Below are 15,989 nucleotides of genomic sequence, written 5' to 3'. Positions count from 1 at the left end.
ACTCTGCGGCGAGCGAGTAGTGACCATAGCGCTCCACCTCGTCACGCAGGGGCCGAACCATCTGCGAGTGGCAGACATAGCAGCCCTCCCGCAGATAGATATTCCGGCCGGCCACTTCGAGCGGGGTGTAAGGGCGCATCCCTTCGACCTTCTCGATCGTGTTCTCCATGTAGAAGAGCGGCGCCAATTGGATGATCCCGCCAATCGAGACCGTAATCAGGATACCGATGGTGAGCAGAAGCGAATGACGCTCGAGCACACCGTGATTGTTCATGAGTCCCATCTCACGCGCTCCTATTCGGCAGGTTGAAGGCTGGCAGCGGCAGGGGGCGCGCTGACGGACGGTGCACTGTCTGGCTGGTTGATCCGCTCATTGCCCATGGCGGTGCGGATCAGGTTGTAGAGCATGATCCCGGCGCCGCTAAAGTAGAGCAGACCTCCGACCATACGGATGATGTAGCTGATATGCTTGGCCTCGACGGTTTCCACGAAGCTGTATTCGAGGAAGCCGAAGTCGTTATAGGCGCGCCACATCAGGCCTTCCATGATCCCGGCGAACCACATCGACACGATGTAGAAGACGATACCGATGGTCGCGAGCCAGAAGTGCCATTCGACGAGGGCAACCGAGTAGAGGCTTTTGCGCTTCCAGAGCCATTGCGTCAGGCAATAGAGCGCCCCGAAGGAGATGAAGCCGACCCAGCCGAGCGCACCGGAGTGCACATGGCCAATACCCCATTCGGTATAGTGGCTGAGCGAGTTCACAGCGCGCACCGACATGAGCGGGCCTTCAAAGGTCGACATACCATAGAAGGCGAGCGAGACGACCATCATGCGAACCACAGGATCGGTACGCAGCCTGTCCCAGGCGCCCGACAGGGTCATCACGCCATTGATCATGCCGCCCCAGCTTGGCATCCACAGCATGATCGAGAAGGTCATGCCGAGGGTCTGTGCCCACTGCGGAAGCGCAGTGTAGTGAAGGTGGTGCGGACCGGCCCAGATATAGATGAAGATCAGCGACCAGAAGTGGACGATCGACAGGCGGTAGGAATAGACCGGCCGGTTCACCCGCTTCGGAATGAAGTAATACATGATGGCGAGGAAGCCGGTCGTCAGGAAGAAACCGACGGCATTGTGGCCATACCACCATTGGGTCAGCGCATCCTGCACACCTGCGAACAGCTGGTAGCTCTTCGACGAGGCGAGCGTCACCGGCAGCGACAGATTGTTGACGATGTGCAGCATCGCAATCGTCACGATGAAGGAGAGATAGAACCAGTTCGCCACATAGATGTGCGGCTCCTTGCGCTTCCACAGCGTGCCGAGGAAGACGAGCAGGTAGGCGACCCAGACAATGGTCAGCCACAGGTCTGCATACCATTCAGGTTCGGCGTATTCCTTCGACTGGGTGATCCCCATCAGGTATCCGGTGCCGGCAATCAGGATGAAGAGCTGATAGCCCCAATAGACAAACCAAGGCAGCATGCCGCCGAATACGCGCGCGCGCGTGGTGCGCTGAACGACATAGAAACTGGTGGCGAGCAGCACATTGCCGCCAAAGGCGAAGATCACGGCGGACGTGTGCAGCGGGCGCAGCCGCCCGAAATTGGTCCAGCCCCACTCTTCGAAATAGAACAGGTTCGGCCAGGTCAGCTGGCAGGCAATAATGATCCCGACGAGCAAGCCTGCAATCGCCCACAACATGGAGGCGAACACGCCCATCTTGACGAGCGTGTCTTCGTACTTCGTCTCATCGAACGGGTCACGGTCGCCGAGCTTGCCGGCCCACATGCCCGTCGCGACCAGCCAGACCGTCGTGGCTGCCAGGAACATCAGGGCATGAACACCCATCAACTGGTCGCCGGCATTTGCGGCAATATAGAGCGAAAGAATAGCGAACAGGCCGACGATGCCGGACACAGCCCAAGTGCTCCCGCCTGCTCCACCCTGTTTGAGTGCGATACTGCTCACTTCTCAGATCCCCTCTTGTGTTGCCGGCGCAGCAGTCAAAATCGCTGCTTGCCCAGCCCCTAGATCAATGCGGAGAGAGATATTTGAGTGCGGCTTCGCGCTGAATACGGGGTCTTACGTATGGGCCAGCCTGTCGCAGTGTGGCTTACCTGCTGTCACAAGACGAAGGCCAAGATTTATGTTTCGCACAACGCTCTTTCTCACCGGACTGGCGGTGATCCTGATCGCGCTTCCGCAGTCGCTCCGGCATCATGAAATGGCGGCTCTGCTTGAGCTGGCCTGGTGCTCTGCAGACGGGACATCGCGGGCCTCTGCCGCTTTCCTTGGGGGCCACTGCGCCGCCTGCCCTGCCCTGCTGGCCGGCCTGTTCATGGTGGTGATCAGCCCATTCGCACGCCGGCGTACCCCTGCCCGAAGGCCTGCGGCAAAATGAGCCTCCACATGCCACACGGTGTCGACCGCTTGACCTCAACCCCTTGCGTGTTCCATCCCCGAACGACGGTATGTGATGGAGAGCGCGCTGACGCAGCGGGACCAGATATTCGACATGGCGGAGATGGACGTTGACGCGCTCCATCAGCACTTCCGGTCGATCCTCGGATCGGTCCCGGATGCAATGGTCGTCATCAATGATGTGGGCCTCATTACCGCGTTCAGCAAAGCGTCGGAAAAACTCTTCGGTTACGCCGCTGAAGAGGTGCTCGGAGAGAATGTCAGCCTTCTCATGGGCCCCGCCGACAGGGCTGACCATGACAAATACATGGAGCGCTACCTGCAAACCGGCCGGGCCAAGATCATCGGCATCGGACGCACGGTCACGGCGCGGCACAAGGATGGCACGCTTTTCCCGATCGATCTCAAGATCGGCGAAGCAAAGATCGGCGACCACTATCTCTTCACGGCTTTCATGCGCGACCTGACCGAACAGCGGCGCAATGAGACGCGCATGAAGGCCCTCCAGGCCGAGCTCGTTCATTTCTCGAGGTTGAGCTCAGTCGGCACGATGGCATCTGCCCTCGCCCATGAACTCAACCAGCCGCTGACGGTCGTGACCAATTATCTCGAAGCGGCGCGAGACCTTCTGGACCGGCCTGACGAAGACGCCATGGCGATGGTGCAGGAAGCGCTCGGCGAAGCAGCGAAACAATCGGTCCGGGCCGGTCAGATCGTCCGCAAGCTGCGCGATTACGTTTCGCGCGGCGAGGTCGAGAAGCGGCCCGTCTCGCTGGTTCCGCTGCTTGGCGATGCGGTCGCGCTGGTCCAGACGGAGATGAGCCTTACGACGACAGACATAAGGGTCAGCGTTGCCGAGGACACACCGGCTGTCATGGCCGATCCGATCCAGATCCAGCAGGTCGTCATCAACATCGTGCGAAACGCGTTCGAGGCCATGGCCGGGCAGGAGGATCCAAGAGTGCTGATCAAGGCCTCCTCGGCCAGTGGCGGGCTTGTCATGATCACTATCGAGGATAACGGCCCGGGCATTGGCAGGGATGTCTCAGACCAGCTGTTCCGGCCGCTCGCCAGCTCCAAGACCACGGGCATGGGGCTTGGCCTGTCGATCTGCAAGACGATCATCGAGGCTCATGGCGGCACAATCGAAGCCATGCCCGCCGACAACAGCGGCACACGCTTTGTTTTCACGCTGGAACGTGCTGAAACAGCCTGATGAACGAACAAGAAAAGCCCCTGGTTCATCTCGTCGATGATGACGAAGCCATACGCCACTCGGCGAGCTTCATGCTGCGGCTCGCCGGCTACCGGGTTCAGACCCACAAGGATGGCGTGTCTTTCCTGGATGAACTCGATACGCTCGAGTCAGGCTGCATCCTGCTTGATGTCCAGATGCCGCGGATGAACGGCCTGGCTGTCCAGAAGGAACTCAATGCCCGCGGCTGCGAGATGCCGGTCGTCGTGCTGACAGGGCATGGCGATGTCTCGGTCGCGGTTCAGGCGATGAAGGCCGGCGCCATCAACTTCGTCGAGAAGCCGTATGAAAAGCAGGTCCTGCTCGATGCGCTCGGCGAAGCCTTTGCCCAGCTCAACAGTCGTAATCGCAGCGTCCTGCAGAAAGCCGAAGCCGAAAAACGCCTCGCTCATCTCTCGCCGCGTGAAATGGACGTCCTCAACGGCCTGGTCGACGGGCTCACCAACAAGGCCATCGCCAATACGCTCGACATCTCGCCGCGCACTGTCGAAATCCACCGCGCGAACCTGATGGAAAAACTGGGCGTCAGCAGCCTGTCTGCATCCCTGCGCATCGCCTTTGCCGCAGGCGTCACCGGCTGGAGCAAGGGACAGGCCTGAATCACTCGCGGCGGCCTGGACTTTCCGACCACCCTGGTGACCGGAAGGCATCTTGCAGGGTTTCAGGTGCGCGGGATCGGCTGTTGATCGCCTGCCTTCAATCCGGACGTTATTGGTCTTTGTGCTGTATGATTTGCAGCGATTGAGGACCGTGACAGGATTGCAAAGTCCGCTTAACTATCGCAAACACACCTATGGCGGCGACACCCAAATTTCCTGTTGTGGGCGTAGGAGCTTCGGCTGGCGGACTGGAGGCGTATCGCGCATTCCTCAGCCGTGTGCCCTCCGAGACGGGCGCTGCCTATGTGTTCATCCAGCATCTTGATCCCAATCATGAAAGCCGGATGGCCGAACTGCTGGCGAAGTACTCCAAGATGAAGATCGTGCAGGTTGAGGCCGGCATGACCATTGAGCGGAACTGCGTGTACGTCATCCCGCCCAACAAGTTCGTGAAGCTGGACGGCATGCGGCTTGAACTGGACGACCCGATCGAAGAGCGCGGGATCAGGCTCGCCATCGACTATTTTTTCCGCTCCCTGTCCGAGCAGCTTGAAAACAATGCCGTCGGGATCGTCCTGTCAGGCACCGGCACGGACGGCGCGCTCGGCATTCGCGAGATCAAGGCGAATGGCGGCATGGTCATGGCGCAGAAACCGGACACCGCGCAATATGACGGCATGCCTCGGGCCGCAGTCGCGACCGGCGTGGTCGATTTCGTCCTGCCCATTGATGAAATGCCGGATGTCCTGGAGGCCTATGTTCAGCATCCCTATGTCAGCCAGGCTCCCGAACCCATGGGCACGCCGGCCCCTGCGGATCTGGGTGACCTGAAGAATATCCTGACCATTCTGCGTGCCCATTCAGGTCATAATTTCCGGCACTACAAGCAGGGGACCCTCAGGCGGCGCGTTCAGCGGCGGATGGGCCTAAAACACCTCAATAGTGTTGAGGCTTATCTGGACGTCCTGCGGAAGTCGCCAGCCGAAGTGAAGAACCTCCACAAGGATCTCCTCATCGGTGTGACGCGTTTTTTCCGCGACCCGGAGGCCTGGCAGGTGCTGGATGAACTCGTCCTGTCGAAGCTTGTCGAACAGGCACCCCCAGGCAGTTCCATTCGTGCATGGGTGCCCGGATGCGCCAGCGGCGAGGAAGCCTATACCCTCGCCATGATGCTCAGCGAACGGATCAAGGCGTTTAACAAACCGCTCGGCATCCAGATTTTCGCGACCGATCTCAGCGAGGATTCCATCGCCTATGCGCGCGCCGCCCGCTACCCCTCGACCGTCTCCGCGGACGTTCCGGAACGGTTTCTGGAATCCTATTTCTCTGATGATGGAGAGATGGTCACCGTAAACAAACGGCTGCGCGACAGTGTCGTCTTCGCGCACCAGAACATCATATCCGATCCGCCCTTCTCCAAACTTGATCTGGTCAGCTGCCGCAATCTGATGATCTATCTCAATGCAGAGATTCAGCGCCGGATGATCGAGATGTTCCATTTCGCCCTGCGCGATACCGGATATCTCTTCCTCGGTCCTTCAGAGACCGCCGAACGGCCTGGACGGCTGTTCAAGCCATTGTCAAAGCCAAACCGGATATACCAGAGGGGCTACAAGGCAACGCCTCATGACAATGTGTTTCCCGTAGACAGGCGGCGCACCTCCGCCGACCCCAAACCTGTGCCATTTGTCGAGGCCCCAGTGTCCAAAAAAAGTGTAGCTCAACTCTCGCGTCAAACCTTGCTGAAGGGTTTTTCGCCGCCCAGCGTCTGCATCAATCGAAGATTTGAAATCCTTTATTATCATGGCGCGGTCCGGGATTATCTCGATTTTCCGGCAGGCGAGCCGAGCCATATCATCACAGACCTTGCCGTCCCGGAGCTCAAGAGCAGATTGCGCGCCCTGCTAACCAAGGTGCTAGAGACCGGCGAACGGGATTCGATAGTTTGCAACGGCGTGCCTCGCAACAAGGAAGAAGTGGACGTCAAGCTGACGGCCACGCTGCTTGAAGATGACGGGGAGGACGAACTCCTCCTGCTCGTTTTTGAAGACATCTCGGACCTACGCGAACGCAAGACCCTGGAGGAGCGGCGCGAGGAAGCACGAGCAATGCCGGGCGACACCGGGCTGGTTGAACAGCTCGAATACGAGCTGCAGACCACGCGCGAGGACCGTCAGTCCACCATCGAGGAAATGGAGACCGCGAACGAAGAGCTCAACGCTTCGAATGAAGAAGTGATGAGCATGAATGAGGAGCTCCAGTCCGCCAATGAAGAGCTGGAGACCTCTCGCGAAGAGCTGCAATCGCTCAATGAAGAACTGACGACGCTCAACACCCAGCTGGAAAACCAGGTCGATGAGGTCGAGAGCGCCAATAACGACCTGTCGAACCTGCTCAATTCCACCAATATCGCGGTGATCTTCCTTGATACCGACCTCTGCATCCGGCGCTATACGCCCGCCATGCAGGATGTGATGCGGATCATCGAGAGCGATATCGGCCGCCCTGTCGAGGACCTTTCGGCGCGCGTGTCTGACCCCAATCTGATTGAGGACAGCCGCACGGTGCTGAAAACCCTCCAGCCGGTCGAAGCCGAAGTCGAGGCTCAGAGCGGCCACCATTTTATCCGCAAACTCCAGCCCTATCGCACGTCTGACAATCGCATCGAAGGCGTGGTTGCGACGTTTACCGATGTGACGAAGCTGCAGGCGGCAACCGACGCGGTCGCCCGGCGCGAACGCCAGCAGGCCGCGATCACGGAGATTGGCAGGAAAGCGCTGGCAGGCCATCCCTCGCAGGAGCTGTTCGATCTCGTCACCAAGGAAACAACCACGCAGCTCGGCGTTAAATTCGCCAAGATACTGCGCCTCACCGACGACGGAAAAGCGCTCGATCTTGTCTCGGGCCTCGGCTGGAAGAAGGGGTTGGTCGGGACCTACCGGGTCGACGCGACAGGCAATTCGCAGGCAAGCTTTACGCTGGAACGGGCCAATGCCGTGATCGTGGAAGACTTCAGGACCGAGAGACGGTTCACGATACCACAGCTTCTGGCCGACCATGATGTGAGCTGCGGCGCGAGTGTGATCATCGGACCGGTCGCCTCGCCATGGGGCGTTCTGGGCGCGCACGACCAGGCCGATGGCGACTGTTCGTTCACCGTCGACGACGTCAATTTCATGCAGTCGGTCTCGAACTTCCTGTGGCTCGCCATTGTCCAGGAAAACGCCACCAAGCAACTCGATGATGAGCGCCGGGAGCTGCGCCAGCTTGCCGACAGCCTGCCGATCCTGATTGCCATTGTGGGGTCCGACGAGCGCTACGTGTTCGTCAATGACGCCTACCGGGAGTGGGCTGTGGACGAGACCGAGGTTACCCAGCAGACCGTGAAGGATCTACTGGGCGACAAAGCGTACAAGACGGCCAAACCTCACATCGACAAGGCTATGTCAGGCGAGACGACAACCTTCGAGCTCGCCTTGGAGATGCCGGAGGGCCAGACGCGGACCAATCTCGTCACCTATGTTCCGCGCTACAGTCTCGGCGGAACGGTTGAAGGCTTCTACGCGGCGATTGTCGACATCTCTGATCGCAAGCGTGACGAGGAGCGCCAGAAGGTGATCTCCGCCGAGCTCGATCACCGTGTGAAGAATATACTTGCCACCGCCGCGTCCATCGCCCGGATTTCAGGGCGCAATGCGGTCTCGCTCGACGATTTCCGGACATCCTTTCAGCAGCGCATCGAAGCGCTTGGCCGGGCCCATCAGACGCTCGCATCGGAGCGCTGGGAAGGCCTGTCGCTTCGCCGTCTGCTCGAAGAGGAATTGTCGCCCTATAATGACAGCAATCCCGACAGGATTACATTTAAGGGCACGGACGTGACACTTGCGCCCGCTGCGGCCCAGTCGCTCGCCCTGGTCCTGCACGAACTCATCACCAATGCGTCGAAATACGGCGCGCTCAGTCAGGCGTCTGGCAAGCTCTCTATCCAGTGGACACTTGAGCAGTCTTCCAACAACCTGAAATTCTCCTGGAAAGAGAGTGGCCTCAAAGGCGTCGAAGAGCCCTCCAGAAAAGGGTTCGGAAGCACCATGATCGGACATGTCATCCGCGATCAGCTCAAGGCCGATGTCGATATGGACTTCAAGCCGAGCGGATTTCAGTATTCACTGCGCCTGCCCGCAAAATATTTGCGACGGAACAAATGAATATGCCGCCCGTTCGATTAGTGGGTGCTGTTATATGCAAATTTTGATTGTTGAAGATGAAGTCCTTGTCGCCATGGACCTTGAGGCGATGCTTGAAGATATGGGTGCGTCCGTGGTTGGCCCTGCCAACAATATCGACGACGCGATGAAGCTTGCGAAAGCCGCTCAGATTGATCTGGCTTTCCTGGACATCAACCTCGGCGGCCATCGCAGCACACCTGTCGCAGACCTGCTGCGGCGCAGGGATATTCCGTTCGTCTTTCTCACCGGCTATGAGCGCGACCAGCTGCCCCCCGAACTCGGCGAAGCCGAAATTCTCAGCAAGCCCATATCTCAAATGCATATCAGCGCGACACTGAAACGTTTGAACATTCCCCCCAATAGCGCAGCGTGACGGAGAACGCCCATGCCAGAGGCGTTTAAAGCCGACAGCAACCGCATCATCGTCATCGGCGGTTCGTCTGGGGCATTTACCGCGCTCAGACCGCTCCTCTCTTCGCTTCCGGCGGACTTGCCGGCAGCCATATTCGTCGTGCTCCATACCGGACGCGATGACAATCAGCTCTCGGCCGACCTGCTGGCCGCCGCGTCCGTCCTGCCCGTCCGGCTCGCCAAAGATGGCGGCGCGATTGAGGCCGGCACCGTGACGCTGGCGCGGGCAGATCACCACCTCCTGCTGGGCGATGCGCATGTGCATACAAAGCGCGGCCCGAGGGAAAACAATTTCAGGCCGGCGGTCGATCCGCTGTTTCGCTCAGCGGCGGTCTTCCATGGTCCGCGAACCATTGGTCTTGTATTGAGCGGGTCGCTGGATGATGGCGCGGCCGGCGCGCTTGCCCTGGAGCGTGTTGGCGGAACCGTGCTCGCCCAGGCGCCCGATACGGCGAGCTTTCCGAGCATGCCCGAAGCGGTGCTTGACCTTGTCTCCTCAGCGCGGGCGGTGAACCTGGATGATATTCCAGCGGTCCTGAGCGAGCTTGCCGCCAGCCCGGCCGAACCGGTCCGGAAGGCGCCGCCGGAGGATATTGTCATCGAGATGAAAATTGCAGGACTGGAGGGCGCGAGTATGGCGGCTGAAGAGAAAATTGGGACGCTATCGCCCTTCAACTGCCCCGATTGCAATGGGGTGCTGTGGGAAATCGAAGACAAGAAACTCATCCGGTACCGGTGTCATACCGGTCACGCCTTCACGATGCGCAGCCTGAGCGAAAGCCAGTCGGGGGCCATGGAACGAAGCCTGTATGACGCGCTGCGGGCGCATCGCGGGCGGATCGAGCTGATCAGGAAATTGATCACGAAAGCAGACAGCGATCGATCCAGACAAGACTATATGGCCCGCGTTACATCGCTTGAGCAGGATGCAGAACTGATCGAGCAATTGCTGATGCGGGCGGGATGATGCATGTCCAGCCGCAGAGGGGCTTGTCAGGCCTGTGTCAGACTGCGTTGACCGAAAATCGGCCTTCGTTCATATTACAAGTTGCATCCAACCGGAGTGGTGCATCATGACGCAAACTTATACGTCGCGATTTTCGCCTCATCTGCACCTGGTGCAGCAATATGCCTTCGTCTCGGCGAACAGCCGGATGAAAGGCGACGAGATCGTCAAGGCGACGCTCGGGCAGCTCAGCGACACGGTCAGGTATCTCCCGTCGGTCTTCGACAGCAAGACGGAATTGTTAAGACGGGCCCATATCGCCTTTGAAGAGGCGATGGAGACCGCCGGACAAGAGGATGAGACGGCCGCCGAATGGCTTGGAGGCTGCGCTTTCTCGCTGCCTAATCCGGCGCGTCAGGCCGCGTTCCTGAAAGAAGTTGCAGAGTTGACCGATGAGCAGATCGGTCTGGTCCTCGGCATGAATGTCGGGGCGGTGCGCGCCTTTCTGAAATTTGTCGATGATTTTGGCTGGGCCCGCAGCCGGGTCCGGGCCCTCATCGTCGAAGATGACATATGGATCGCCCATGACCTTCGCGAAATCCTCGAGCGGGACGGACATGAAGTCGTCGGGATCGCAACCACGAAAGACGCCGCTCTCGCGCTCGCGAAAGAGTCAAATCCCGATCTTCTGGTCTGCGACGTTCGCCTCGAAGACGGCTCGAGCGGCATCGATTTCGTGATCGAAACGCAAGCGTTCAGATCGCTGCCGACGCTGTTTGTGACAGCATTCCCTGAGAAAGTGCGCGAGCTGAGGCCGATGTCCTGCACCTCGGTGATCTCCAAACCCTTCTCCGAGGAACAGGTGCGCGCCGAAGTCGCCAATGCCATCGGAGACATCTACGCCGCCTAGGCTGATGCCACACATGACGGCGCGCAGTTCAGTCCGCGGCCGACACGTCGACGAGGACCGCAGTCACATTGTCCGGTGCGCCATTCGACAGGGTCTTGCTGACAAGCCCCTCGACCGCGCACTCAGGGTCAGACGCGGCGATCAGGCCCAATATCTCGTCATCGCTCAGCACCGAGGTCAGTCCATCGGTACAAAGAAGAAAACGGTCGCCTCGTTCAAGCTCGCCATGAGTTGTTTCCAGGTGCAGCTCAGGCCCGGCGCCAATCGCGCGCGTGACGATGTGGGCGCGCGAATGGTGGCGCGCTTCTTCCTGGCTTATTTCGCCTGCATCGATGAGCGACTGGACCAGGCTGTGATCGGAGGTGATGCGGCGCAGCCGGCCTCGTCTCAACAGATAGACGCGGCTGTCGCCCGCCCAGGTGCAGGAATAATACCCGTTGCAGACCGCCATCACCGCAACCGTAGCGCCCATCTGACCGCGGGACTTGCGGGTCGACTCGCTCAGCAGCGCCTCATTGGCGCCCGCCAGTTCACGCGCCACAATCGTGCGCAGGGCATAGGTGCTGTCGGCCCCCGCAATTCGGCTCAGCCGCTGGATGACAAGCGCGCTCGCAAAATCACCACTGTCATGCCCGCCCATACCGTCAGCGACCGCCCAGAGGCCGGCGGGCCCGTTTTCGAGGAACGCATCTTCATTCAGCTTGCGGACGCGGCCGCGATCGGTCCGGCCCGCCGAGCGGAAATTGAGCGGGCTATGGCAGTCTGCCAGGCCGCGCCCTGTGCTTAGAGAGACATTCGAATTCACTCGGCGGCCTCCTCTGTCTTCAGACGGCCTGTGCGGCTCTCATAGCCGTATTTGAAGGCCTTGCTGACAGCGCTGTCGGCATCATTGAACGGATTTTCGGAAATCTCGGCATGCAGGCCCTTCAGCCTGCGCCAGCAGACCTCCGACCGCTCGACAAATATCGCCGTTTTCGGCTTGCCTTCGGCCTCGATCGCGTCGGGGTCGAGGTGTTCGAGAACCGAAGAGACCGCCGCTCTGGACCCGGCAAGCAAGCAGAGAATGTGCTCTTTCAGATCCTCGAAACACTCCTTGACGGCATCCGAACCGTTCAGGAAGCCACCCTTCTGATTACAGAGCAAATCGATAGCCAGCCTGTGGGTTGGCGCCCACTTCAGAGGGTTGTTATCGCTCGAGCCGATGGTCGTGCGCTCAAGCCTGTACTGGGCCTTGGCTGAAGCGCGCTCACTCATCAGGTCTCCGAGGCCAAGCACAAGCTGGCGATAGATCTCGCCCATGCGGCGCATGACTTCGGCCGGGTCTTCGCAGGACAGGTAGGATGGGTCGAGTTGGGCGCCTTCGCAGAACGCCTCGAGCAAGACCACGTCGCTGATGTCATGCGTTGGGCCTACCGGCTCGCGTGCGGCCGGCTGAGGCTGGCTCCACCCTTCGCGGATGGCGCTGGAGCTGGCCAGGCAAACGTCGTCATGCATGGGCGCGCCCCTGATCTGCATGCCCGATGCCGTGCAGGCTGCCTCTTCAGGCTCCTCCTCCTCGATATCGACCTTGAGCAGATAGTCCCCGATCTGGAGCGTATCGCCTGCGGTGAGGGCGGTCTCGACATCGCGCTCGATGCGGGCTTGCTCGGCCCCGGCAAACACACCATTGGCACTGGTATCGCGCACGAAGACGCCTCCGCGCTCAGCAGAGATGGTGCAGTGAAAACGCGACAGAAGCAGGTCGGGATCGTCGATCACCCAAACAGCCTTGGGGTCACGGCCGATTGTCACGTCGCCATCACCCATGATGTAGGAGTCGATCTGGCGGGCCGGCTCATCTTTCCGGAACAGACGAAGCGTAATCATTTGACCACCATTTTGAGCCGGGTCGCGTTCGCCTCATCGAGTTCAGCTGCCGGCTCCGAAATCACGGTCTCGGCAGGATTGGGCGCAGGGTCTGCGCCGGTGCGGTGGCGCGCATGGACCGACACGGCAAAGGCGTTGAAGCTGTCATAAAGCTCGCCGAACTCGTCCTTGCGCTGGTGGGAAATCAGGAAGTCCCCCTTGCCCGCCGCGACGTCTCTCAGCGCCGACTTCAGGCGGCGAAGCGGCAGCATGAGCGAGCGGACAGCGACATAGCTGAGAAGCCCAACCATCGCGACGACAAGGATGGCGAGCCAGATCAGCATGTTGCGCATATGGCCTGCTGCGGAGATCAGCTCCTGCTTTGGCATACCGATTTCCACCGTCCCGAAATTGCGCCCGGCATAGGTGATCGGATGCGCAAATCTGAACAGGGGCTCGCCCTCCTGCCCGATCTCGGATTTCACGCTGCTGGCATCGACACTCTCAGTTATCTCGCCAGCCTCAAAGCTCTCACTCGTGGTGCCCAGCAGCGAAAAGTCGGACGAGGCGCGCACGACGCCGTTCCGGTCAACGACCCGCATATCGGTCACATTCGGATCGGCTGCTGCGGTATTGATGAAGGCCTGGACGGGGAGCCAGTCCTGTTCGGCTTCCGGCAGCGAGGAATTTTCGACCGCGTACAGCGCAGAATTCGTGGCCACGAAAGAGGCGATCGATGAACCGGATGTCACCGCCAGCTGCTTCATCGTCCTGTTCTGGTGACCCACAACGAAGGAGCCGGCCACAAACAGGAAGGCCATCGAAATCGCACAGGCAGCCAGGGTCAGGCGCAGTTGCAGGGACATGCGCTTGCGCTTTCCTTCCGCATTGACCGCATCATAGCTGTCCTTCTCGCGCCTCAGCGCCTCCAGCAGCGTGCCCCCGCTCGCAAAGCGGCGCTCGGGCTTCTTCTCCAGAAGCTTCATAACAATGAAATCGAGCCCGCGCGGACAGGCCGGATCGGTATTGATGGGCCACGGATCCTGCTGGGTAATCTGGACAGCAAGCGTCGCGATGCCATTGCCGTTAAAGGCCGGGCGGCCGGTCAGGAGCTCATAGAGAACCGTGCCGACCGAAAACAGGTCCGAGCGGCCATCGATCTCGCGGCTGAGCGCCTGTTCGGGGCTCATATAGCGCGGCGTTCCGATCACCTGCCCCATCTGCGTCATCAGGCCTTCAGACGGCTTGCCATGGCCGCCTTCGGCCACGCGGGCGATGCCGAAATCGAGGATCTTGATGGTGCGCCCATCTTGGCTCAGCATGATATTGGACGGTTTGATATCGCGGTGGACGATGCCCATGCCGTGGGCATAGTTGAGCGCGTCTGCCAGTTGCTGGCCGATATCAATGACCGCGCCAATGCCGAATTTCTCGCGCTTCAGCAGCTCGTTTTCGAGCGTTTCGCCGGCCAGAAGCTCCATCGCGATATAAGGAACGCCGGAGGCATCACCGACGTCGTAAATGGTCACGATATTGGGGTGGGACAGCGCGCCGGCGGCCCGGGCCTCGCGAATGAAGCGCTCGGCATATTCAGGTTTTTCGCAATATTCCTGCTGCAGCACCTTGATGGCGAGCACCCGGCCGATCTTGGGGTCGTAGGCGCGGTACACCTCGGCCATCGCACCCTTGCCGATGCGCGCCTGGATTTCATATCGACCAACACGTTTCATTTCGCCACTTTCTCCATCACCGTGCATGAGGCGCCGCTCGGCGCCGCACGCGAATTGCTAGTTTGCCTGGCTGAGCGCAGCCTGTATCCGCTCGGCCTTTTCCAGGTCGGCGGCGATATTCCGATTGTTCTGATCAAGGCTCAGCGCCCGCCGCAGCAGGGATGTCGCGCGCTCGGCATTGCCCGCATTGAGTTGCTGAAGCGCCTGCATGCGCAGGGCATTCGCCGTCACCACGTCTGTCGGTGTGGCAAGCCTGGCAAGCGCCGCTTCCTGTTCGGGAGCCTCTTCCTCGGCCAGTTGCACGTCGGAGCCGTCTGCGCCCGGTTCGGCCGGGGTTACAGCTTCGGCGGCTTGCAGCGGGTTGGCCAGATCCTCGGCCCGCTCTGGCATTTTCAGGGTCTGTCCGGCCATCAGCTTGTTGGGCGCTTCGAGCTCATTGTACCGCGACAGGGCGTAGAAAAGCAGCGCGTCACCCAGATGGGCCTTGGCAAGGGTCGAGAGCGTTTCGCCCGGCTGGACGGTATAAGGCGTGTGGCTTTCGCCGAGCAGTGTTTCAGGGTCCGCTTCAATCTGCTCGCGCAGCTTCAGCGCCACCGCGTTTTCAGGATTAAGCGCAAGGATCGTATCAATCTCGACCTCGGCTTCAGCTTCCAACCCTGCATCGAGCAGCTGGATCGCGAGTTGTGCGCGCTGACGCCGTGTAAGGTCCTGCGCGGCCGTATCGGCAGAGGCGGCTCCGGGCGCCTCGACTGGTGGCAGAGGCGCTACGACCGCCGCCGGGCCAGGTGTATCCTTGCCATGCGAGCAGGCTGTCATCAGCACACTGAGCGCCGCGGCGGCCATTGAAATCTGTCTGGTCATGAGTAATGCCTTTTCAACTCATCCTGCAGCCGCACGGCCGGCGAACAGAGGGCTGCGAGCCAGTCCGTTTCGCTGATCTTGTTTGCGAAGGCGTCTGCCCTCATCGGCGCGGCGAAATAGAAGCCCTGGAAGCGCGTGCAGCCCATCTGCATGAGCGCGTCGACTTCCTCGCGCCGCTCCACACCCTCTGCCAGCGCGCTGATACCGAGGCCGGAGGCAAGCTCGACAAGCGCCTTGCAAATGGCGCTGCTCTCTAGGCTCTGATCGACATGCGAGACAAATTCCCGGTCGATCTTGAGTTTGCTGAACGGCAGATTTTTCAGATAGCTCATGCTTGAATAGCCGCTCCCGAAATCGTCAATCGAAAGGCTGTAGCCGGCTTCGCGCAGGCTTCTGAAAAGCCGCAGCGTCAGGGCCGAGTCTTCCATTGCCGCTGTCTCGGTCAGCTCCAATTCGATGCTGGCAGGCGACAGGCCGTGGTTCTGAACGGTACGTTCTATGATGTTCTTGAGCTCAGGATCCTGCAGCTGGCGGGCGGACAGATTGACCGCCATTTTGAAATCGCTATTGCCCAGCTCGCGCCATTCGCGCAGCTGGCGGCAGGCGGTGTTGAGCACCCAGCGGCCGACTTCCTGCATCTGCCCGGAGGCTTCGAGGATAGGGACAAATTCGCTCGGCGAAATCACGCCCCATTCGGGGTGGTTCCAGCGAAGCAGGGCTTCTGCGCCGGTGACTCTTATCTCGGCTGTATCGACGAAGGGCTGATAGTGCAGCTCCAG

Annotated in this window: 14 protein-coding genes; 7 read left to right on the top strand and 7 right to left on the bottom strand. The window is 60.1% G+C overall.

The window, feature by feature from the left end:
- Both WA989_RS11950 and ccoN read right to left on the bottom strand, forming a co-directional pair.
- Positions 1 to 283, bottom strand: a 283-nt coding sequence (locus WA989_RS11950) for a cbb3-type cytochrome c oxidase subunit II (RefSeq protein WP_424340720.1), incomplete at its 3' end; no start/stop codon positions are given.
- 11 nt (positions 284 to 294) lie between these two features.
- Positions 295 to 1,794, bottom strand: a complete 1,500-nt coding sequence (gene ccoN, locus WA989_RS11945; protein ID WP_424340721.1) for a cytochrome-c oxidase, cbb3-type subunit I — start codon at positions 1,792 to 1,794, stop codon at positions 295 to 297.
- Positions 1,795 to 2,152: 358 nt separating this feature from the next.
- Here ccoN and WA989_RS11940 point away from each other — a divergent pair, with 358 nt between their 5' ends.
- The 7 genes from WA989_RS11940 (at position 2,153) to WA989_RS11910 (ending at position 10,774) form a co-directional block, all read left to right on the top strand.
- Positions 2,153 to 2,407, top strand: coding sequence for a hypothetical protein (locus WA989_RS11940; RefSeq protein WP_424340719.1), 255 nt, complete (start codon positions 2,153 to 2,155; stop codon positions 2,405 to 2,407).
- A gap of 75 nt (positions 2,408 to 2,482) precedes the next feature.
- Positions 2,483 to 3,643, top strand: coding sequence for a PAS domain-containing sensor histidine kinase (locus WA989_RS11935; protein WP_424340718.1), 1,161 nt, complete (start codon positions 2,483 to 2,485; stop codon positions 3,641 to 3,643).
- Positions 3,643 to 4,281 (top strand): response regulator transcription factor, encoded by a 639-nt coding sequence (locus tag WA989_RS11930; RefSeq protein ID WP_424340717.1) that lies wholly within the window; start codon positions 3,643 to 3,645, stop codon positions 4,279 to 4,281. The genes WA989_RS11935 and WA989_RS11930 overlap by 1 nt, the downstream gene beginning before the upstream one ends.
- A gap of 194 nt (positions 4,282 to 4,475) precedes the next feature.
- Positions 4,476 to 8,486 (top strand): chemotaxis protein CheB, encoded by a 4,011-nt coding sequence (locus tag WA989_RS11925; RefSeq protein WP_424340716.1) that lies wholly within the window; start codon positions 4,476 to 4,478, stop codon positions 8,484 to 8,486.
- Positions 8,487 to 8,520: 34 nt separating this feature from the next.
- A complete protein-coding gene (locus WA989_RS11920; RefSeq protein WP_424340715.1) occupies positions 8,521 to 8,880 on the top strand; it encodes a response regulator in 360 nt (119 codons plus the stop codon).
- Positions 8,881 to 8,892: 12 nt separating this feature from the next.
- Positions 8,893 to 9,885: a chemotaxis protein CheB gene (locus tag WA989_RS11915; RefSeq protein WP_424340714.1), complete on the top strand. Its 993-nt coding sequence runs from the start codon at positions 8,893 to 8,895 to the stop codon at positions 9,883 to 9,885.
- Between the two features lie 106 nt (positions 9,886 to 9,991).
- Positions 9,992 to 10,774 carry a response regulator gene (locus WA989_RS11910; RefSeq protein WP_424340713.1) on the top strand — a complete coding sequence of 261 codons (783 nt, stop codon included), beginning with the start codon at positions 9,992 to 9,994 and terminating at the stop codon, positions 10,772 to 10,774.
- A 28-nt stretch (positions 10,775 to 10,802) separates the two neighbouring features.
- Here WA989_RS11910 and WA989_RS11905 read toward each other — a convergent pair whose 3' ends face one another.
- The 5 genes from WA989_RS11905 to WA989_RS11885 form a co-directional block, all read right to left on the bottom strand.
- On the bottom strand, positions 10,803 to 11,579 hold the full coding sequence (locus tag WA989_RS11905) for a PP2C family protein-serine/threonine phosphatase (protein ID WP_424340712.1): 777 nt from the start codon (positions 11,577 to 11,579) through the stop codon (positions 10,803 to 10,805).
- Entirely contained in the window at positions 11,576 to 12,640 is a 1,065-nt protein-coding gene (gene tagH / locus WA989_RS11900) for a type VI secretion system-associated FHA domain protein TagH (protein ID WP_424340711.1), read from the bottom strand. The genes WA989_RS11905 and tagH overlap by 4 nt, the downstream gene beginning before the upstream one ends.
- Positions 12,637 to 14,349 (bottom strand): protein kinase domain-containing protein, encoded by a 1,713-nt coding sequence (locus WA989_RS11895; protein WP_424340710.1) that lies wholly within the window; start codon positions 14,347 to 14,349, stop codon positions 12,637 to 12,639. The genes tagH and WA989_RS11895 overlap by 4 nt, the downstream gene beginning before the upstream one ends.
- Before the next feature lie 57 nt (positions 14,350 to 14,406).
- A complete protein-coding gene (locus WA989_RS11890) occupies positions 14,407 to 15,210 on the bottom strand; it encodes a LysM peptidoglycan-binding domain-containing protein (protein ID WP_424340709.1) in 804 nt (267 codons plus the stop codon).
- Positions 15,207 to 15,989: putative bifunctional diguanylate cyclase/phosphodiesterase (locus WA989_RS11885; protein WP_424340708.1), on the bottom strand; the 783-nt coding region annotated here is incomplete at its 5' end. The genes WA989_RS11890 and WA989_RS11885, both read right to left, overlap by 4 nt.

It is taken from the genome of Henriciella sp., assembly GCF_049649345.1.
Lineage (GTDB): Bacteria > Pseudomonadota > Alphaproteobacteria > Caulobacterales > Hyphomonadaceae > Henriciella.
This window is presented reverse-complemented; position numbering and strand designations above follow the sequence as displayed.